This is a genomic window from Clostridium sp. AF50-3 (assembly GCF_003477445.1).
Taxonomy (GTDB): domain Bacteria; phylum Bacillota; class Clostridia; order Lachnospirales; family Lachnospiraceae; genus Otoolea; species Otoolea fessa.
The window spans coordinates 55,256-75,275 of sequence record NZ_QUDH01000005.1; the positions used below are offsets into that span (position 1 = coordinate 55,256).

General features: G+C 39.8%; 20 protein-coding genes, 1 pseudogene and 1 riboswitch. Of the genes and pseudogenes, 18 read left to right on the forward strand and 3 right to left on the reverse strand.

The annotated features are described in order from the left end of the window. The first annotated feature begins 5 nt into the window (after positions 1-5). The 15 genes and pseudogenes from DW085_RS07305 to DW085_RS07370 all read left to right on the forward strand — a co-directional run bounded on the left by DW085_RS07305 (position 6) and on the right by DW085_RS07370 (position 15,142). Positions 6-788, forward strand: coding sequence for an ABC transporter permease (locus DW085_RS07305; RefSeq protein WP_118472431.1), 783 nt, complete (start codon positions 6-8; stop codon positions 786-788). Between the two features lie 11 nt (positions 789-799). Further along, positions 800-1,522: pseudogene (locus DW085_RS20500) on the forward strand (ABC transporter ATP-binding protein); the annotation flags it as partial. A gap of 42 nt (positions 1,523-1,564) precedes the next feature. After that, the gene (locus DW085_RS20505; RefSeq protein WP_270252768.1) at positions 1,565-2,953 is read left to right on the forward strand and encodes a LicD family protein; all 1,389 of its coding nucleotides are present in this window, start codon (positions 1,565-1,567) and stop codon (positions 2,951-2,953) included. Between the two features lie 17 nt (positions 2,954-2,970). Next, positions 2,971-3,414 carry an adenylyltransferase/cytidyltransferase family protein gene (locus DW085_RS07315; protein ID WP_118467362.1) on the forward strand — a complete coding sequence of 148 codons (444 nt, stop codon included), beginning with the start codon at positions 2,971-2,973 and terminating at the stop codon, positions 3,412-3,414. After that, the gene (locus DW085_RS07320; RefSeq protein ID WP_147353093.1) at positions 3,411-4,271 is read left to right on the forward strand and encodes a hypothetical protein; all 861 of its coding nucleotides are present in this window, start codon (positions 3,411-3,413) and stop codon (positions 4,269-4,271) included. Before DW085_RS07315 ends, DW085_RS07320 begins: the two co-directional genes overlap by 4 nt. Before the next feature lie 77 nt (positions 4,272-4,348). Further along, entirely contained in the window at positions 4,349-6,001 is a 1,653-nt protein-coding gene (locus DW085_RS07325; RefSeq protein WP_243015208.1) for a glycosyltransferase, read from the forward strand. Positions 6,002-6,048: 47 nt separating this feature from the next. After that, positions 6,049-6,693, forward strand: a complete 645-nt coding sequence (locus DW085_RS19655; protein WP_243033959.1) for a glycosyltransferase — start codon at positions 6,049-6,051, stop codon at positions 6,691-6,693. 47 nt (positions 6,694-6,740) lie between these two features. After that, on the forward strand, positions 6,741-7,742 hold the full coding sequence (locus DW085_RS07330; RefSeq protein WP_118467368.1) for a kinase: 1,002 nt from the start codon (positions 6,741-6,743) through the stop codon (positions 7,740-7,742). Positions 7,743-7,854: 112 nt separating this feature from the next. After that, positions 7,855-8,448, forward strand: a complete 594-nt coding sequence (locus tag DW085_RS07335) for a hypothetical protein (protein WP_118492061.1) — start codon at positions 7,855-7,857, stop codon at positions 8,446-8,448. Positions 8,449-8,471: 23 nt separating this feature from the next. Continuing rightward, positions 8,472-8,897 carry an acyltransferase family protein gene (locus tag DW085_RS07340; RefSeq protein ID WP_147353935.1) on the forward strand — a complete coding sequence of 142 codons (426 nt, stop codon included), beginning with the start codon at positions 8,472-8,474 and terminating at the stop codon, positions 8,895-8,897. Between the two features lie 30 nt (positions 8,898-8,927). Continuing rightward, entirely contained in the window at positions 8,928-9,842 is a 915-nt protein-coding gene (locus DW085_RS07345) for a sugar phosphate nucleotidyltransferase (RefSeq protein ID WP_107001627.1), read from the forward strand. 37 nt (positions 9,843-9,879) lie between these two features. Next, positions 9,880-11,091, forward strand: a complete 1,212-nt coding sequence (locus tag DW085_RS07350; RefSeq protein WP_243033960.1) for a hypothetical protein — start codon at positions 9,880-9,882, stop codon at positions 11,089-11,091. Between the two features lie 241 nt (positions 11,092-11,332). After that, entirely contained in the window at positions 11,333-12,238 is a 906-nt protein-coding gene (locus DW085_RS07355) for a transposase (protein ID WP_117795045.1), read from the forward strand. Between the two features lie 391 nt (positions 12,239-12,629). Then, on the forward strand, positions 12,630-13,526 hold the full coding sequence (locus DW085_RS07360; protein WP_117795049.1) for a transposase: 897 nt from the start codon (positions 12,630-12,632) through the stop codon (positions 13,524-13,526). A 341-nt stretch (positions 13,527-13,867) separates the two neighbouring features. Continuing rightward, positions 13,868-15,142 carry a hypothetical protein gene (locus DW085_RS07370; protein WP_118492067.1) on the forward strand — a complete coding sequence of 425 codons (1,275 nt, stop codon included), beginning with the start codon at positions 13,868-13,870 and terminating at the stop codon, positions 15,140-15,142. A 176-nt stretch (positions 15,143-15,318) separates the two neighbouring features. On the opposite strand, the gene DW085_RS07375 is transcribed toward DW085_RS07370, so the two are convergent. Beyond that, complete coding sequence (locus DW085_RS07375; protein ID WP_118492068.1) at positions 15,319-16,587, reverse strand: MATE family efflux transporter; 1,269 nt, start codon at positions 16,585-16,587, stop codon at positions 15,319-15,321. 298 nt (positions 16,588-16,885) lie between these two features. Between DW085_RS07375 and DW085_RS07380 the strand changes: the two genes are divergently transcribed. Then, positions 16,886-17,611 carry a DUF6198 family protein gene (locus DW085_RS07380; RefSeq protein WP_243033961.1) on the forward strand — a complete coding sequence of 242 codons (726 nt, stop codon included), beginning with the start codon at positions 16,886-16,888 and terminating at the stop codon, positions 17,609-17,611. A gap of 89 nt (positions 17,612-17,700) precedes the next feature. Beyond that, on the forward strand, positions 17,701-18,441 hold the full coding sequence (locus tag DW085_RS07385) for a L,D-transpeptidase family protein (RefSeq protein ID WP_107001619.1): 741 nt from the start codon (positions 17,701-17,703) through the stop codon (positions 18,439-18,441). A gap of 140 nt (positions 18,442-18,581) precedes the next feature. Beyond that, positions 18,582-18,687: riboswitch (TPP riboswitch) on the reverse strand. Between the two features lie 44 nt (positions 18,688-18,731). Here the strand turns inward: DW085_RS07385 and DW085_RS07390 are convergent. Together DW085_RS07390 and DW085_RS07395 are read right to left on the reverse strand one after the other, a co-directional pair. Next, positions 18,732-19,016: a hypothetical protein gene (locus tag DW085_RS07390; protein ID WP_118492070.1), complete on the reverse strand. Its 285-nt coding sequence runs from the start codon at positions 19,014-19,016 to the stop codon at positions 18,732-18,734. Next, positions 18,956-19,531: a hypothetical protein gene (locus DW085_RS07395; RefSeq protein WP_118481875.1), complete on the reverse strand. Its 576-nt coding sequence runs from the start codon at positions 19,529-19,531 to the stop codon at positions 18,956-18,958. The genes DW085_RS07390 and DW085_RS07395 overlap by 61 nt, the downstream gene beginning before the upstream one ends. A gap of 185 nt (positions 19,532-19,716) precedes the next feature. On the opposite strand from DW085_RS07395, the gene DW085_RS07400 reads away from it, so the two are divergent. Beyond that, positions 19,717-19,899 (forward strand): hypothetical protein, encoded by a 183-nt coding sequence (locus DW085_RS07400; RefSeq protein ID WP_107001618.1) that lies wholly within the window; start codon positions 19,717-19,719, stop codon positions 19,897-19,899. The last annotated feature ends 121 nt before the right edge of the window (positions 19,900-20,020 follow it).

Consider the following 20,020-nt stretch of genomic DNA (forward strand, 5'->3'; position numbering starts at 1 on the left):
TGAGAATGGGAAAGAAGCAAATAGAATTATTTAAAAAATATAAACCACTCATGAAGCAGTTGGTAATAAAAGATATTAAATTGAAATACCGGAGAAGTTTTCTGGGATATATATGGAGCATTCTGAATCCATTAATGATCATGATTATTATGGTAATTGTGTTTCGACAAATGTTTCGCTTTAATATTGAAAACTATCCGGTATATTTGATTATTGGTTCTACATTGTTTAGTTTTATGTCAGATGCAACCAGTCAGGCCATGTGGTCAATTATAGGAAATAGTGCATTGCTAAAAAAGACATATGTACCTAAATATATATTTGCAATATCCAAAATAACAAGCAGTTTCGTAAATACTTTATTTTCTCTTGGAGCTATGTTGATTGTATTTATTGTGTGCGGTGTGAAATTTAATTTTTATATGTTTTGGATTCCGGTTGTGCTGATACAAATTTATATATTTAGTATTGGACTTGGATTGCTATTGGCGCAGGGATGTGTCTTCTTCCGAGATATTCAGCATATCTATGCAGCAGTCTTAACAGCGTGGAATTATCTTACACCAATTTTTTATCCAATTGAGCAGCTTCCAGAACAAGTACAGCATTTAATTAAAATATTTAATCCAATGTATTCATATGTAGTACAATTCCGGACCATTGTTTTAAAAGGAGTATTCCCTGATATTAAGTGGATTCTTTACGGATTTACGGTAGCACTTATATCGCTGGTTGTCGGAAGCATTGTTTTTTCTAAAACACAGGATAAATTTATTTTATATATTTAGACGAGGAAAAAATGAAACAGAATGAAAAAAATGAAATAGCAGTTGAAGTAAAGAATGTAACAGCCAGATTTAATATGGCTTCTGAAAAGATAGATAATCTGAAAGAATATTTTATTAAGCTTGTAAAGCGAGAATTAATGTTTGAGGAGTTCCTTGCATTAAAAAACGTATCATTCAGTGTAAAAAAAGGTGAGTCCTGGGGAATCATAGGAATCAATGGCTCTGGAAAATCGACGTTGTTAAAGGTGATCTGCGGAATTTTAAAACCATATAAAGGAACAGTAACGGTAAACGGAACGATTGCTCCTTTAATTGAATTGGGCGCCGGTTTTGATGGTGATTTGACAGCCAGGGAAAATATTTACTTAAATGGAGCTGTTTTAGGGCATGACGAACAGTTTATGAAAGAGCATTTTGATGAAATAGTAGAATTTGCGGAGCTGGAAAATTTTTTAGATATGCCGATTAAGAATTATTCTTCCGGTATGGCAGCAAGACTTGGATTTGCGATCGCGACGGTGGTTAAGCCGGATATTTTGATTTGTGATGAGGTTCTTGCGGTTGGCGATTATGCGTTTCAGCGAAAATGTGAGAAAAGAATGAAAAAGATGCGAGAAGAAGGAACGACACTTCTGTACGTATCTCATTCGATGGAATCGGTTCGAAAAATCTGTGACAATGCTTTGTGGTTAGAAAAAGGAGTTGTCAGAGGCTGTGGAACTGTCCGTGAAGTATCAAGAGCGTATTTAAACAGCTTAAGTGGAAATAAAGGAGAGATGAAGGAAAAGGAGAAGGAAAATCCTTTTACTGATGAGACCTGCAGCTCACTGAGTATTTTCAGCGCTCCGGAGGCGAAAAGAGAAGGAACAGGACTGGTTCATTTTACTTCGATTGAACTGCTGGACAAAGAAGGAAAATCCAGTGCTTGTTTTGATACCGGAGATAAGATAACAATTCGTTTTCAATATGCAAGCAGAACTAAAAATATGCCGTTAAGTTTTGCATTTGGAATTGTTACAAAAGATCATACACCAGTTTATCGGACATCAACCGCATTGGAATATAAAAAAATGATTTTATCCGAGCATTGCGGAGTCATGGAATGTCATATTGATAAAAATTATCTTTTGGATGGTCAATATTATTTGGAAGCACGTATATGGGGAGAAAATTTAGTTCTTCATGACAGTCTGACAGATTTTATTGTGTTGGATATCAAGACAGCTGAGCGAAAAGAGCATGGATTTTTGGTAATGCCGCATGGATGGAACACATATCCAATAAAGTCATTTTTTGATCCGGAAACAAAATTCGGTTTTGAAATAACAGAACAGCAGAAAAAAGTATGGGCGATTGAATTGGAGATGGCAGATCGCCTGCTGACGGTGTGCAGGGAAAATAATTTAAAAATCTTCGCAGATGCAGGAACTATGTTGGGAGCAGTGCGCCACAAAGGATTCATTCCTTGGGATGATGATATGGATTTTGCAATGTTCCGGGAAGACTATGATAAGTTATGTGAGATTGCTCCCAGATATTTCACAGAACCGTATTTTTTTCAGAATGTGTACACGGATAAAAAGTATGTACATGGACATGCTCAGATTCGAAATAGCTATACAACTGGAATCCTAAGCGTAGAAGAAAGACAGAATAAAGAATTTAATCAGGGTATTTTTATCGATCTGTTTGTTTTAGAGAATGTTTCAAATGATGTACAGGTTGTAGAGAAGCAGAGAATGAACTGTGATGTATTAAAGCAATTTATTGTTGAAACGACAGATGGAAGAGAATTTGAATGGCCGGAGGATTTTGAAATTCCAGAGGAGTTGAAAGAAAATCTGAGTACAGACAATTGCTGGAAATATATAGATGATATGTTCCGGTCAGTCAAAGAGAAAGATGCAGATAAGGTGGCACCTTTAAACTTTATTTTTGATACAGAAAAGAGAATCAGAGACCGCCATATGTATGATGAGACAATTTGGATGGACTTTGAATATTTGAAAATGCCGGTACCGGCTGGGTATGATGCATATCTGACAAACAGGTATGGAGATTATATGACGCCTCAGAATGTATCGAATACGCATGGAGGGGTAATTTTTGATACAGAGATGGATTACAAGGAATATCTAAGTAAATTGAAATGTAATGAAAATTAGTATAAAGGGATTGTTTTATGCAGAAAAAGAAATTCAAAATCGGGTATACAACAGGCACCTTTGATTTGTTCCATGTAGGGCATTTAAATATACTGGAAAAAGCAAAGGAAAATTGTGAATACCTTGTTGTAGGTGTAAGCACAGATGAACTGGTAAAAGAGTATAAAGGAGAATTTCCCATTATTCCTTTTGAAGACAGACTTCGTATTGTAAAGTCATTGAAATGTGTAGATCAAGTAATTCCGCAGAAAACAATGAACAAGCTGGAGGTATTAACGGAAATTAATTACAACGTTTTATTTCATGGAGACGATTGGAAAAATACGAAGATGTACAATGAAATAGAAGAAAAATTGAAACAAAAGGGAGTTTCGTGTGTTTATTTTCCATATACAAAATCAGTTTCTACAAAAAGTATTAAAGAAAAAATAAGGGAAGAATATAAAGGCAGCGAAAGATGAAATGTTGGAAATACATATTAATGTTATGCGGATGCTGTGTATTATGTTCCTGCAGCAAACCAACTCAGGAAGCTAAATTTTATGACTATAATGTGATTGCTCATGCTGGAGGGGGAATAGATGGAAACATATATACAGATTCGTTAGAAGCACTCAATCAGTCCTATCAAAATGAGACAAGGCTATTTGATATTGATTTGAGGTTTACTTCGGATGATGAAATTGTACTGAGGCATGACTGGACACAAGTAGACTTAGGGCAGCCTGAATTTGAATATTTACAGCAGATTGAACGCCAGCCGAGTGAATATCTTCAAGAGCAGATACCAAGAGAATACCTGCCGACTTTAGAACAATTTAAACAAGCTCGCATCTTGTCAAAATATACACCGTTATCATTCAGAGATGTTGTAGATTGGATGAAATCCCATTCGGACGCGTATATGGTTTTGGATGTAAAAGAGGATGCAAAAGAAACATATACGTGGATTATTGAACATTTTAAAGAAAATGATGAAATGCTGAATCATTTGGTTGTTTCTTGCTATGATGTCCAGGACTTAGAGGATGTATTAAAAATATATCCATTTAAGAATATTATGTTAAGACAGCATGCAGTCTATCCAGACAAGTTTGATGAATTGCTTTCGAATTGTAATAAATACAAAGTTAAAGCAGTTAATATAAACTTACAATATGCTGATGATGAGAAAATAAAAGATATTAGGAGAGCTGGAATTAAGATTTTTTGGGCGGTGGAAAATGACTTTGAGGAATATAAAAGTAAATATTTAGGTGATGGAGTTGTGAGCGATTGGATTACGGAAGATGAAATAGGTAATGTGATAAATAAATGATATTGTGCTGATGTGATCAGTGCTTTATATGAAAGTGCAAAGATTTTGATAATGAGGTAAGTTATAAAGGAGAAAAAATGGCTTTAATATCAGTAATAATGCCGACTTATAAAGTCGAAGAATATTTTCAACAATGCATTGAGAGTGTATTAAATCAAACGCTAAAAGATATCGAAATTATTCCAGTTGATGATGGTTCGCCTGATAAGTGCGGAGAAATAATGGATTATTATGCTGAAAAAGATCATCGTGTAAAACCTATTCATCAGAAAAATGGAGGTTACGGAAAAGCTGTTAATAGTGGATTTGATAAGGCTTCAGGAAAATATGTTGCAATTGTTGAAACAGACGATTTTATTGAGCCCAATATGTTGGAAGTTTTATACAAAGCAGCTGAAAAACATCAGGCCAATGTTGTTAAGGCGGGGTTTAAAAAACTATATCAAGATGGTGGAAGTTGTGAAGTAAAACCCCCATTTCCTTTTTATGAGCCTGAGGTGATAGTAGAGCCATGTTATTCTAACGATTTGATGTTAATGGAATCATCTATATGGGCGGCACTTTATCGCAGAGATTTTTTAGAGAATAATCAAATTAGAATGATTGAATCGGCTGGAGCAGCGTATCAAGATGGAATTTTTAAATTTATGATATATTCATCCACCAAAACAGTTGTGTGTATACCTGATGCGGTATATGACTATCGAGTTATGACAACAAATTCTTCAAGTAAATCATCGAAGAACTGGGATGCAGAATTTAAGAATTATGCACAGATAAAAAAATGGCTGATGGAGCATAAAAAATTTGAGATTTTTAAAAATGCTTTTTATTTGCATGGGTATTTTGATTTTTTGTTCCATTATAATCGTTTGGATGATAAAACGCAAAAAAAATTTTTAGAGAAGGCAAAAGAATTTTATAAAGAGGGAAAAGAAGCTGGAGTTGGATTAGATAATGCACGATTCCAAAGATGGGAAATGCGAGATTATTATTATAAAACTGTATATCCATTTTTAAAACAATTTGAAACAGGGATAGTTGTAAATGAAGATGGTCGTAGAAAACATGATTTAACGAAAAATATTCTAAGGGTCATGTATCATACAAGAATGGGTGATTTTATATGGACAAAATTTAATCAATTCATGCATAGACCTTTTATATGGAATAAATTACATGAGGGAGAAGTTCAAATAGATGGTAATTCAAATCGATTATATTGCATGGATTTTGATACAGGAATATTTGAATTAGAACCTGTGGGAGAAGGGAAAAAAGCACTTGTAATTGTGCCATGGTATTCTGAAAATGCAGCAATTCATAACATTGAAAATATTGCCGAAATGTTAAAAAAGAGAAAATATCAAATGCATTTGTTTTTGTATTATAATGAGTTTAGACCTGATAATATAAATAGAAAAGTTTGGGATAGAGTTTTTTATCAACATGCATCAAATCCATATTTTTCGCATACTAATGTTTCACCTAATTGTGCGGATGGGGATTATATAGATGATTGGGTTGATGATGAATTTTTACAATCGATAGTCCGAATGAATGAACATTATCATTACGATCTTTGCATGGCAAATTATTTATTTTATTCAAAAGCATTTGAGGTTTTGCCAAATGCAAAGAAAGTATTATATACACATGACAAATTTACAAAACATAATGAATCATTAAAAAAGCGGGTTTTCCAGAGTGGAGTTTTTGGTTTGGGGTAAATACGGAAAGAGAAGAAGCACGTGCACTTAAACGGGCAGATATTGTTTTGGCATCACAGGAAGAAGATGCAACGTTTTTTAGAAAAATAACAAATTATCAAACGAAGGTAATTACATATCCATTCGTTCCTGCATGCCATTATATTGATGAAAAAAGGAATGATAATAAATATGAAGAAGATTTAATAAAAGTAGGATATTTGGCTTCTTCAAATCCGCCTAATTATTTTGCTATTAAGAAATTAATATCGGATCTTGCAAATAACAAAAAAATACAATTAAATATTGCGGGTGGGGTTTGTAATATGCTTTCATCATTAAAGGTTCCAGATAATATAAGAATTTTAGGATATATTGATGACTTGAAAAAGTTCTATTCCTCATATGATATATACATCAATCCTGATACTTTTTATTCTGGATTGAAGTGTAAGACATTAGAAGCAATGTCATATGGAGTGGCTATTATTTGTACAAAAATTGCAGCAACTGGACTTGGATTAAAAGAAAAATATCATCAATTAGAAAGTGAAAAAGAGTGTGCTAAATATCTTATGGAACTTACAAATTATGAAGATGATGTTCGGAAAAAGACTATTGATGATATTAGAAAAGAGAGTATTCATCAATACAATTTATTTATTGAAAGATATCCATTGGATAAACTAATGGATGATATTCTAAAAAGCTAATTGTCTTCATAAAATATGAAGTTTGAATTTATATAGGAGAAAATTATATGATAATTACAAAAACACCATTTCGGATGTCTTTTTTTGGCGGTGGAACAGATATCCCAGAACATTTTTATGAAAATAGAGGGGCAGTTTTATCTACGACGTTTGATAAATATTGTTATGTAAATGTCCGTCATTTACCGCGTTTCTTTGAATATAAAACACATTTGACGTATTCGAAAATGGAATATGTAAATGAAAATAATGAGATAAAGCATCCGGCAATTCGAAATGCAATGAATATGCTTAATATGCATGAGATACGTTTAGTATATGAGGCAGATTTGCCAGCTAGATCGGGACTTGGAACAAGCAGTTCTTTTGCGGTGGGAATGTTAAATGCTTTTTATGCATTAAAGGGTAAATATGCGGATAAAAAGAAATTAGCAGATGAAGCTATTTATTTGGAGCGAGAACTTTGTAAAGAGGCAGGCGGATGGCAAGATCAAATAGCTGCGTCATTTGGAGGTTTGAATCGGATCGATTTTTCTGGAAATGAATATGATGTAAGGCCAATTGTGATTTCACCGGAAAGGAAGAAACAATTAGAAAATAATTTGTTGTTATTTTTTACTGGTTTCACGCGATTTTCTTCTGAAATACAAGCAGTTAATAATGTGGCTGCAAAAAGTAAATCAGAATATCTTTCAGAAATGTATGATTTGGTAGATGAAGCGGAACAGGTATTGGTAAATAAAAATAGAAATATTGATGATTTTGGAAAATTGTTAGATACTACATGGAAGTTAAAAAAGCAAACGGGCTCGAAGATATCTACTTCTTCTATTGATCGATTATATGAACTTGGAATAAAAGAAGGTGCTTTTGGAGGGAAACTTTTAGGTGCTGGAGGAGGCGGATTTCTTGTTTTTTATGTTCCGGAAGAACGACAAAGTAGAGTGAAAGAAGCAATGAAAGATTTGGTACATGTCCCATTCAAGTTTGAAGAGGGTGGTACAAAAATTATTCATTATACACCAGAAGAATACACAGAGACAAGATAAAATAGTGAAAGCTATTAATAAAAAGTATGAAGAAAAAGTTTTAATATTTTATTTATAGACAGAATTGTGTACATGCTTTGTGTGTGCAAAAGTAAAACGTATAGGAGAATGAATGAAAAATAAGTGTGAATATATTGAATTGTGTAGGTTTGTTGGCGCAATTATAATATTATGTCATCATTCATATACATTGATGGATCGTACGATTTTTTTGGGAGGATGGGCATTTGTAGAGTTCTATTTTATATTAACGGGATATTATACAACGAGTCATTTTGTCAAAAAAATGGAAAAACATAAAGTTGAGTACGATGAAATGTTTTTTTATGTAAAAAGTAAAATAAAAAAATTGTATCCTTATGCAGTAGGGGGGGTGCTGTTCAGCTTTTTGAATGTTATTACAAAATGCTCTGAAAATGACAGAGGCGTAGCTTCCTTTTCATTAATATATAATTTATTATTGTTAAAAGGAAGTGATATAGCAAATTCTTCTTATACCTATGATCCACCTTTGTGGTATATTACGCATTTGATTTTGTTTTTGCCGTTGATTATAATTTTAATGGTCAAAAATGAAAAAATTTATAAGTATTTTTTATGCTGGTTTATTCCTATTATGTTATATGCATTGTGCATGGATTATATGAAAAAATTGCAATTTGGGAAGGCGGAATATTTCAGTGCTTTAGAGGAATCGCTGGATTGACTGTTGGAAGCGCATTGTTTTATATGACAAGATATTATAAAGAAAAAGATGATTTCCCTAAAATGTTATTTCGTATAGCGAGTGTGATTGGATTTATAGGCTTTATTTTTATTACTGTTTTTTTTAGAAATGGTGGAATTGATATTTCAGCGGAGATAATTGCCTATTTAATTATAGTGATGTTTTTTACATTAATGAATGATGAAAATTATATAAAAAATAAGCATATTTATTCGATATGCATTCATTTGGGTGAATTGGCACTTCCAATTTATTGCATCCATTATCCTATTCAAGATTGGATTCAAAGATTATTTCCTTTAAATGGATATTGGTTAAAATTAGGAATGTCAATCGTTTGGTCGGTAATGATTTCAGAATTGATGCTGTTAGTCTGTAAAAAATGGGGAGAACAGAAGAGAATAGTTCAGAAAGAAACAACTCTGTAAATTTGCATCTTTATAGTTATGGAGGAAAACATGAACACAACCCTCATCATCATGGCTGCCGGTATAGGTTCCCGTTTTGGAACCGGTATCAAGCAGCTGGCTAAGATGGCTCCGAATGGAGAGATTATTATGGATTTTTCGATTTACGATGCGAAGGAAGCTGGTTTTACAAAAGTTGTATTTGTAATTCGGAAAGCCATTGAGAAAGAATTTAAAGAAGTGATTGGAAATCGCTTATCTAAGGTTATGCCTGTGGAATATGTCTATCAAGAGTTAGAAGACTTGCCTGAAGGCTATCATGTTCCAGAAGGACGAGTAAAACCATGGGGAACCGGGCAGGCAATTCTGGCTTGTAAAGATGTTGTGAAAGAACCATTTGTGATCATCAATGCAGATGATTATTATGGGAAAGAAGCTTTTTCGAAGCTTCATGAGTTCCTGCTTTCTGGAAATACAGATGCGGATAAGATAAATCTGGCAATGGCAGGCTTTTCTTTAAAGAATACGCTGAGTGAAAACGGAGCGGTTACCAGAGGTGTCTGCGTGGCAGATGAGGCGGGATTCTTGAAAGAGGTCGTTGAAACGACGGGAATTCAGTGTGTAGATGGAAAAATCCAGTGTGATAATGCGAAGGTAAGCAAATGGATCACACCGGATACGATGGTATCCATGAATATGTGGGCCGGATATCCGGATTTTTTGCGGTACATAGATGAAGGATTTGCCAGATTCCTTGATGCATTAGGGGAAAATCCGGAGAAGAAGGAGTATCTTCTCCCAAATATTGTGGCGGAATTGCTTGAAAAGAAGTTAGCTTCCGTAAAAGTTTTGAATACGCCGGACAGATGGATTGGAATTACTTATAAAGAAGATATAGAACCGGCGCAGGAGGGATTCCGACAGATGATAGAGAGTGGATTATATCCGGAAAATTTGTGGGATTAGGATAAAGTAAGAACAAATGAAATTAGAGAGAAACAGGATGGTTGAAGTTTTATTTTACACAGCCGTCTTCACCAAACAATTCTACCTTCTCCCCAGCGGCAGCATCGGCATCGCGGATCTGTTTTTCGCCTTGTCCGGTGCCCTGGCGCTTATCATGGCGTGGAGAAGTGGTAAGAAAATCTGGTATCAGGAAGATTTTCCCTGGGTGGTCTTCCTGATATTTGCAGCTGTCATTAATGGCATTTATTTTGTTCGGACAGGAAAAGGAAGTTTTCCGTTACATACGCTTTATTGGATTTATTCTGCATTCCTGATCTGGACGTTCCGGACACTTTATTCGGATTCGTTTATGCGGGGACTTTGCTGGATATGTCGGATCAATCTGGTGTTTCAGACAATTGTTTTGATTTCCGGACGAGGACGCTATTTTCATGAGAGCTGGGGCGGTTCTCGGTTTATGGGAACGTTTAATGATCCGAACCAGTTTGCTTTTTTCATCTTTACGATGATTCTGGTGCTTTTTATGGAATACCGGCGGAAGGCAGAGTATACAGTCAAGACACGGATTGCGTGCTGGGGAATGTTTTTTTGGGGAGTTTTTCTGATTGGAAAAGCAAAATCAACCGGTATGTTTGTGGGACTGCTTGCCTTTTTTGTAATACTGGCATGGCAGTTTTTCTGGGAAAGATGCACGCACTCAAAGTATAAAAAACTCTGGTGGTTCGGCGGGGCAGCTGTTGTAGTGATGCTGGCGCTGGGCGTCTATCGGATCTGGCCAGGGGCAAATTTTGATGTTTCGCAGACGGATTATACGCTTCTTTCCAGAATCCAGCAGAAAATATGGAAGCTGGCAAATGGAAATCTCTATGATCTGCTGTATGACAGAAGTGCGGAGCGGCTGGTATTGACGCCTCAGTATTTGTTTTATGGAGCGGGAGAGGGTTTTTTTGAACGTTTTATTCCGTATGATGGATTTGAGAAGCTTCTGAGTCCGGGCGTGTTTGATGTTTTTCATGTTAATGAGATTCATTCCAGCTTTTTTGATGTCTGGTTTTCGTATGGACTGATTCCTACCACATTTCTGGTGTATTGGATTGTGAAAAATGTGATTCGGTGTGAGAAAGCGCAGAGGGCGGCGGTGCTGGCACTTCTGGCAGAGAGTTTTACGCTGATGAACTGCAGGCAGCCGTTTTTCTGGTTTGTTATTGTGATGGCGGGGATGTCTGGGAAGAAGGGAAGAAGGACATGAATTTGAAACATCAAAAGTTTGTTAAAAAAGGATGTTATTCTGCTTGCATCTCCTGTAAGGATATGCTACATTTAACATAACAAGCATATATTTTTCTTTACCACATTTCATATATTTATCTATATTCTAAAAATAATCTAAGAAAATCTTATGCTTATCCAAGTCAACAACAATTGAAGAGCAGGAGATTTTCAAAGGGTTAAAAGAAAAGTGGAAATTCTCCTGCCAGAAGGGAGAATGAATGAGAAGTAGGAATTCTGTAAAAGTGAAGCGGAATCACAAGGATACGCTGTTTCGGATGATTTTCAGCACGAGGGAGAATCTGCTGAGTCTTTATAATGCGGTGAATCATTCGCATTACACAGATGCATCGGAGCTTGAGATTGTGACGCTGAAAAATGCGGTTTATATGAACATGAAGAATGATCAGGCGTTTCTGCTTGATATGCAGCTGAACCTTTATGAACATCAGTCCACCTGGAATCCGAATATGCCGCTGCGCTTTTTGATGTATGTGGCAAAGGAGTACCAGATGCTGGTGCGGAATCAGACGCTTTATGCATCGGCGCTGGTAAAGGTGCCGACACCGCATTTTGTTGTGTTTTATAATGGGGAGACGGAGCAGGAGGCGGAGACGATTCTGAGGCTGTCGCATTCGTTTCAGCAGAAGACGGATAAACCAGAGCTGGAATTGATGGTAAGGGTGTTGAATATTAACCTTGATAAGAAACAGGAAGTGTTGGAGGCGTGCCAGCTTTTGAAAGAATATATGCTTCTGGTGAATAAGATTCGTAGATATACGGATGAGTATAAAGATATTAATCAGGCAGTCGAACAGGCAGTGACGGAGTGTATCGAGGAAAATATACTGGCTGATTTTTTAAGAAAGAATCGGGCGGAGGCGATTGAAATGTGTATTTTTGAATATGATGATAAGCGGGAGAAGGAGCTGATCCGGAAGGCGGAGTATGCGGAAGGTATGAAAGAGGGAGAAAGGATTGGACGGGAAGCTGGAAAGAAAGAAGAAGCCGAACGGATATTTAATATTTACCAATTATTTCGCGCGAACTACACGGAAAACCAGATTAAAGAGAAGCTGGGGATGAATGTAGAAGAAGTACGGAAAATTTTGGAACGATTTAAATGATTTTTAGCTTAGACGGGAGTGTCTTTCGGAGGGAGGGCACTCCTTATTTGAATACGAAAGTTATGACAGATGCACCGTTGGATATGGAAATGCGGAAACGGTATCTGGGAATGTTCTGGGGCAGTTACTGTTCACTCATGTGTGAACAGTAATCTGGGGCATAAAATAGGAATATAAAAGAAATAAATTCTTCTTGCATCCTATATGCGGATATGCTACATTTATCTTATCAAGCATATATTTTTCTTTATCAGCAATTTAAGCGGTATCTAATATTCTAATTTTAATCTGAGAAATCTTATGCTTATCCAAGTCAACAACAATTGAAGAGCAGGAGATTTTCAAAGGGTTAAAAGAAAAGTGGAAATTCTCCTGCCAGAAGGGAGAATGAATGAGAAATATGAATTCTGTAAAAGTAAGGCGGGATCACAAGGATACGTTGTTTCGGATGATTTTCAGTACAAGGGAGAACCTGTTGAGTCTGTATAATGCGGTAAATCATTCACATTATACGGATGCAAAAGAGTTGGAGATCGTGACGCTGGAAAATGCAGTTTATATGAATATGAAAAATGACCAGGCATTTTTGCTGGATATGCAGTTGAATTTGTATGAACATCAGTCAACCTGGAATCCGAATATGCCGCTGCGTTTTCTGATTTATGTGACGAAAGAATACCAGATGCTCATTCGGAATCAAACGCTGTATGCGTCAACGCTGGTAGAATTGCCGACCCCACACTTTGTTGTATTTTACAATGGAGAAGAGGAGCGGGAAGCGGAAAGTGTTCTGAAACTGTCACATTCATTCTGCCAGAAGGCGGATGAACCAGAGCTGGAATTGATAGTGAAGGTATTGAATATTAATCTGGATAAAAAACAGAGGATTTTGGAAACTTGCTGCCTGTTGAAAGAGTATATGCTTCTGGTTGACAAGATTCGTAAATATGCGGCAGAGTATAAGGACATAAACCGGGCGGCAGAGCAGGCTGTGACGGAATGTATTGAGGAAAATATACTGGCTGATTTCCTGAGAAAGAATCGAACGGAGGCGATAGAGGTGTGTATTTTCGAATATGATGAGAAACGGGAAAAGGAATTGATTCGGAAGGCAGAGTATGCGGAAGGTAAGAAGGAAGGATTAAAGGAAGGTCAGAAGCAGGGTGAAGAACGAGTGTTTGGAATTTATAGATTATATCGAGATAAATATACAGAAAACCAGATTGCAGAACAGATGAAAATAGATGTGGATGAAGTTAGGAATATTTTGGAAAAGTTTAAGGAATAGGTGCGGCGGTTGGTTATACATATGCTGATATTATCATTGAACCGCAAAATCCGGATAATGGCATTATCTTTGAATTTAAGCATTCCAAGGAAGTGTCAGGATTAGATAAGACCTGTGAAAGAGCGCTCAAGCAAATCAGAGATCGAAGGTATTCTGAGTATCTGAAAAATGATGGTCGCCATAATATAATGCTTTATGGCATCGCTTTTTACAAAAAGAGATGTAAAGTAGTGGTTGAGAAACTGAAAGAAGCATAATGTTGATCAGCCCGCTTACTATAATCGTATACGATTTGTAGGTGGGCTTCTTTTTTGATGCTATGTCAATAGTTGGGAGAGAGTATGAAATTTCTAAAGATAAGTGCAAAATTATGTTTGATGCTGCTTGCAAGTCTGTTTGCAGGCATATTTTTACTATGGTGCGTATTTTTGCTGCCGGATTGTTTGACCCAGACGCATGCAGCCCGATCGGCGGAAACATTTTCTTATGAAGGGATAGGTGCGGCGGTTGGTTATACATATGCGGATCAGCTGGATAACTGGACGGATGCGCTTATGATTGGAAATGCCTGTTATCAGAAAGAAGATGCCAGTGCGCTGAACCGCGCGGCTGCAGCCTACCGACCAGATTATCAGAATGGAGATCCGATTACTTCGTTAGATGCATACGTGAAGGCGGAGGAGGACGTTGGCAGTATTGCGTACCCGCGTTATTGGCATGGCTATCTGGTGGCGCTTAGGCCGCTTTTGATGGTAACCGATTATTTGGGTATACGGTCAATTAATACAGTCTTTTTTGCGGTTACAATATTATTACTGGTGTTGGTTATAATAAAAAGAAAACAATATCAGTTGTTCCTGCCGTTGGGGATTACGATTTTATTTTTGCGTCCATTAGCGATTATTCATTCGCTGCAGCTTTCGACGGTATTTTACCCGACGATGCTGTCGGTTATTGTGTGTATTTATTTTCAGAAATGGATGTGCAGGGAGGGACATTTTCTTTATCTGTTTTTGATGAATGGGATTGTGATTGCATACGCGGATTTGCTTACATATCCGGTCGCTTCATTAGGGGTATTACTGACTGTTTTTATGATGATTCAGGAAAAAACGGCGCCTGCAGAGAAGATTCGGCAGATTGTGGCTGGTTCAGTCGTTTGGGGATTTGGCTATTTTGGCATGTGGGCAGGAAAATGGCTGATTTCTTCGATTATTTTACGTCAGAATGTTTTGGCAGATGCCGTTTCGCAGGCACAGGTCCGCGTTTCCAGCAGCTATGGAGAAAATCATTTTTCCAGAGTGATGGTATTTATGCGGAATATAGGTGCCGGATTTATAGGTGTTCTGGTATTAGCGGCGGTTGTCTTTCTTCTGTTGACGATTTTTATGCTGTGGAGAAATAGACAAAGCCTGCATGTTCGGAGTGGCTGGCGGGAGCTCTTCCTATGTATGTTGCCATATCTTATGATTTGCCTGATTCCGTTTGCCTGGTATAGTGTGTTTGTGAATCATTCTTATATCCATATCGTGTTTACATACCGGGCACTGGCAGCAGCGGTGTGCGCGTGGAGTGGAATGTGCATGGTAAAAATGGAGTTTGTGTTTTATAGATAGTAGTGTGCTAAAATTTTAGGAGAGGGTAAAACGCGAAAAAGAGCTCTAAACGAAATAAGGATGGAAGAAATCACCCTCCAAAGTGAATTCTTCCATCCCTTTTCTTTACTCTTTTACAATCCGAAACTCCCTCCATTTTCCACTCCGGTAGCGCATCACAACTACGAAGCAGGCGATCAGCATGCGGGCGGCATGCTCACATAGTAGCAGCGGAAGCCAACCGGGGTGAGCGCCAGCAGGAAGGAGAGCGCGAGGCGGATGCCCAGGTTGATGAAGCCGGAAGCTGCCGGGATCTTGACATCGCCTGCACCCTGCAGAAAACCGCAGGTGATGTTGGTGATCGTGCTGGTCCAGATGAAGAACATCAGGATGTCGAGATGTTCCTTTGCGCGCCGCAGGGACTCTCCGGTGATGTTGAAGATCTGGAGAAGCGGCCGGTCAAAAAGCAGAACTACGATACTGATGGAGATACTGATCAGGACGCCCATCAGGATGGTGGTGCGGTAGCCGCGGCGGGCACGGTCCAGTTTTTCAGCGCCGATATTCTGTCCGGCGAAGCTGGAAATGGCGACGTTAAAGCTCTGGGACGGGATGTGCGCGAGCTGTTCGACCTTCAGCATGGCAGCGTAGCCCTCGATGCTGGGAGCGCCGAAGGAGTTGATGAGACGCTGCAGGATGAGGAAGCCGATTGAATTGACGCCCGTCTGCAGCATGATCGGAATACTCAGGCGCATCAGCAGCGCCCCCTGTCCCTTCCAGGCGTAGAGATAACGCCGTTTCGGCAGCAGATCCGGGAAAATGTGCCGCAGATACAGGAAACTGGCGATGGCGGAACCTGCCTGTGCGATCACGGTCGCGGCAGCCGCGCCGGAGACACCCATATGAAAGATGGAGATAAACACACAGTCCAGCACGATGTTCAGGGCGGCGGAGATCATCAGGAAAATGAGTGCGCCGCGCGAATCACCGTGTGCCCGCAGGATGCCATAGGTAACATTGTAGAGCAGCTGGAAAATAATTCCACCGCTGTAGATCAGAAAGTATGCCATACTGTCGAAACGCATTTCTTCCGGTGCCTGCAAAAAACCGAAAATAACTGGACGGGCTGCCAGAAAGCAGGCGGCGGTTAAAAATATACTTACGACCACGGCAATCAGATAGGAGACGGAGATGGATTCCTGTATGTCTGTCTCTTTTTTGGCACCGAAATACTGGGCAACTGCGATGTTGACACCGGCACCGATGGAGGTGCAGATGGCGGTCAGAAGCCAGATCATGGAGCTGGTTAGTCCGACGGCTCCAAGGGCGGTTGCGCTGATGAGGTTTCCGACGATCACGCTGTCAGCGAGGTTGTACAAAACCTGCAGCAGGTTTGCCCCCATGATAGGCAGGGAAAAGAGCAGGATGGAGGACCATTCCCGCCCTTCGGTCATATCTTTTTTCATATGTATAAAACTCCTTTGATACAGCTAAAATCATGAGTTTAGTGTAGCATAGAGGATGGAAAAAGTAAAGAGAACGGAAAGCGCTTGTCAAGTGGAAAGAGAAGGATCTATAATAGAATAGATTTAATGTAACTGTTCAGCAGGTCTGCGCATTTACTGCGCTGACCGTACGAAAACATGGGCCAGCAGGCAAAAATCCCATTGCCATAGGCAATTTTTAATAGATTTTTGCGCGTGACTGTGAGGGGACTGAACAGTTGCGATTTAACGAATATTAAGAAAAAGGGATGAGGAAATCTTGAATCACAACATGGAAATGACGGAGAAACCGACGGGAAGCGGGGTAGCACGGTGGAGCTTCTATCTGATGGGGCTTTTGATTCTGGCGATGGGGCTTACGCTCAATACGAAAGCTGGACTCGGAGTGTCGCCGATTATTTCACTTTCGTATGCGGCATCCGTGATCTGGAACCGGAATTTTGGTGATATGACCTTTGTCCTGTATGGTATCTTTGTCTTGATTCAGGCGGCGATTCATCTGCGGGAGAAAGGAAAAGCCGGACGCAGCCTGCTTATGAAAGATGCGCTGCAGTTTCCATTGAGTATTGTATTTACAAGATTTCTGAATGTATTTTCAGTGTGCATACCGTCGTTAGAAGAATGCGGATCGGAGGCGTCTGGACTTTTAGGACGCCTGGGAGTGCTGATGCTTGCCCTGATTTTTACAGGCATCGGCGCGGCGATGTCCCTGTCAATGCGGCTGGTGCCAAATCCGGGCGATGGTCTGGTGCAGGTGTTTGCAGACACCTTTGGAATCGGCACGGGTCTGATGAAGAACTGTGTGGATGCGTTTTGCATTGTTCTGTCACTGATTATGGGACTTTTGTTTGCGGGAAAACCGGTGGGAATCGGCATTGGAACGGTCTGTGCTGTCATGCTGGTGGGGCGCGTGATTGCGCTGTTTCATCATATTTTTGGAAAGGCGATGCTGCAGGCGGCTGGACTGGAAAGTGGCAGGAACTGACAGAGTGTGTGGAAAAAGGTGTGCGAAAGATAAAAGCAGCTGATTTTTGAGTGAAATTCAGATACATAAAATAATAGGAGATAAATAAGATGAAATTGAGAATGAAGCGGAAAGCAATGGTAGTATTGGCAGCAGGCATGTTGATGAGTGCGGCAGCTCCGGCGGCTGCGATGGCGGCGGAGAAAGCGACAGGACCGGCGCTTACGGCAAGCTACAACGGGGATGTAAATACACTGGAGGCGGCGAAGGATGCAACGCAGCTGATTGTGGTGATTGGCAACCGCCAGGATCCGGCGAAGAGCCGTCTGGACTGGTATAAACGCGATACAGATGGAAAACTGGTGCAGGTAATGTCAAAAGAGGCGGTCAGCGGCATGAACGGCATTACAACGCAGAAGCAGGAGGGCGATAAAAAAACTCCGGCGGGTGTGTACCGCTTTACGATGGCATTTGGCCTGAAGGCAAATCCGGGAACGATTCTGCCGTATCACCAGATTGTGGACGGCGATTATTATGTGGATGATGGAAACAGTCGGTATTATAACCAGTTGGCAAATACGAAACAGGTGCAGAAGGACTGGAATTCGGCGGAGGATCTGATGGCGCAGGCACCGCAGTATAATTACGGTCTGGTGCTGGATTATAATTCGGAGTGCACACCGGGAAAGGGATCGGCGATCTTCCTGCATTGCCCGAAGAGCTGGAATAATACGGGAACTTCCGGATGCATCAGTATTCCGGAGGAAGATATGAAAAAGGTTGTGTGCCAGGTGGATACCGGGACGAAGATTGTGGTGGTGCAGGATGAGAGCGATTTAGCAAATTACTAATTAGATAGGCTGTGAGAGTCAGATCTCATTTGGGGATTTTTATCTGGAAGCAGATAGGAACCCCCAGATGAGTTTTTTTGTTTCATAGGACATAATTTCCTAATGAAACCCAAAAACGCCGGACAATATCCGGCGCTCAGGTGTCTCAAAATATCTGTCCCTACGTTGGCATTATCCAAATCAGGTTTTGGGTCGGAACTTTTGGTTCCCTTTCAGCCTGCATCACAAGCTCCCCATTATCGAAATGAATTGTAGCATGATTTGGAAAAATAGCAGTGGCAACTCTGGTTTTATGATTTATTTGCCCCGCCCATCTGCTGGCTCAGCATCCGCAGCATTTCCGCCTGCCGTTTCTGCGCTGGGGGCATTTGGTCTGTCAGGATCGAAAAAAGAGTGTCCATTTCTGAGGTTGAGAATTGCGGGGAACCGTTGCTGCCCCGGAGACTCATGAGAAGCGGCAGAAGCTTGTCTTGCGGCGTGTTTCTTGCCTGATCGGCTAACTGTTCCATCTGTTTTATTTTGTCTGGATCCATGGAGCGGAGTCTCGGATCCTGTTTCCAGTTTTGAAATTCCATAGTGTGTGCCTCCTGTCTGTTTGAAGTGGATGTGCAGATGCACGGTCTGTGGTTTTTTTCTGTCTGCGGGAATATTCGGCTTGCGGGTAAAGGACAGATGCCGGAACTGCATCAGAATTGGGTGAATCATTCTGGATATCTTGCGAAGTCGGAAAGGATGCTGTCTGCGGCATATTTTGCCAGTAGGATTCATAGAGGCGGGAACCTTCGATAAAATTTAAGACCAGATCGATCGAACTTTGCTCTTCCTCTGTGCCATACGGCTTGATCGCTTTCAGCATATCAACCGGCGAATCCTTGTCGCGTTCGCCCACCGAGCAGATTCCGATCTCACCGTCGGCCGGATCAGCAAATAGCTGCATCGTCTTTTCTAGTTCGCGGAATTTCACAAACAGGGAGAAAAAACGCTGTTCCGGGATGTGAATATAGGGAAGCGCCGCCTTGACAAGCTGCATATGTGGGAGTGAGGTCAAGCGGTCTAACTCGGTCATTTTGAGAGAAACATCTTGGTTCACGAAAAAAACCTCCCAAATCTTTGTCTCAATATATGCAGATGAGAGGAAAAAAAGACGTTTTGGTTCACGGGTAGGCACTTTTGGAACCGAAAAAGAACGGGAATGTTTAAAGAAAAAAAGCTCCGGGACAGGAAAAACCACATATAGTATATTATAAAAAATAAGAAAGAAAAGGATTCAGAGCTATGAACACCCGGCTGATCATTGATGGAAATGCCGTTTATGAAATAGATGAAGACTGTCTCGCCTGCCGCGGACGGCGGACTGGATGCAGACGCTGTGTGGAACCGGGTTCCCGCACCCGGGGACGAAGCACGCCTTTACAGAAATTGGAACCTGCCAGTGAAAAATCACAAACTCACAAATAAAGAAAGATGTGGTATAATGTAAAGAAAGAAATTCCCCTCATTCCAGCCTGCCCAGCCACTTCCTCATGAGGTGTCAGGGAAAGCTGGAATGGGGATACCGTAGCAGAGCTCCAGAGTCCTA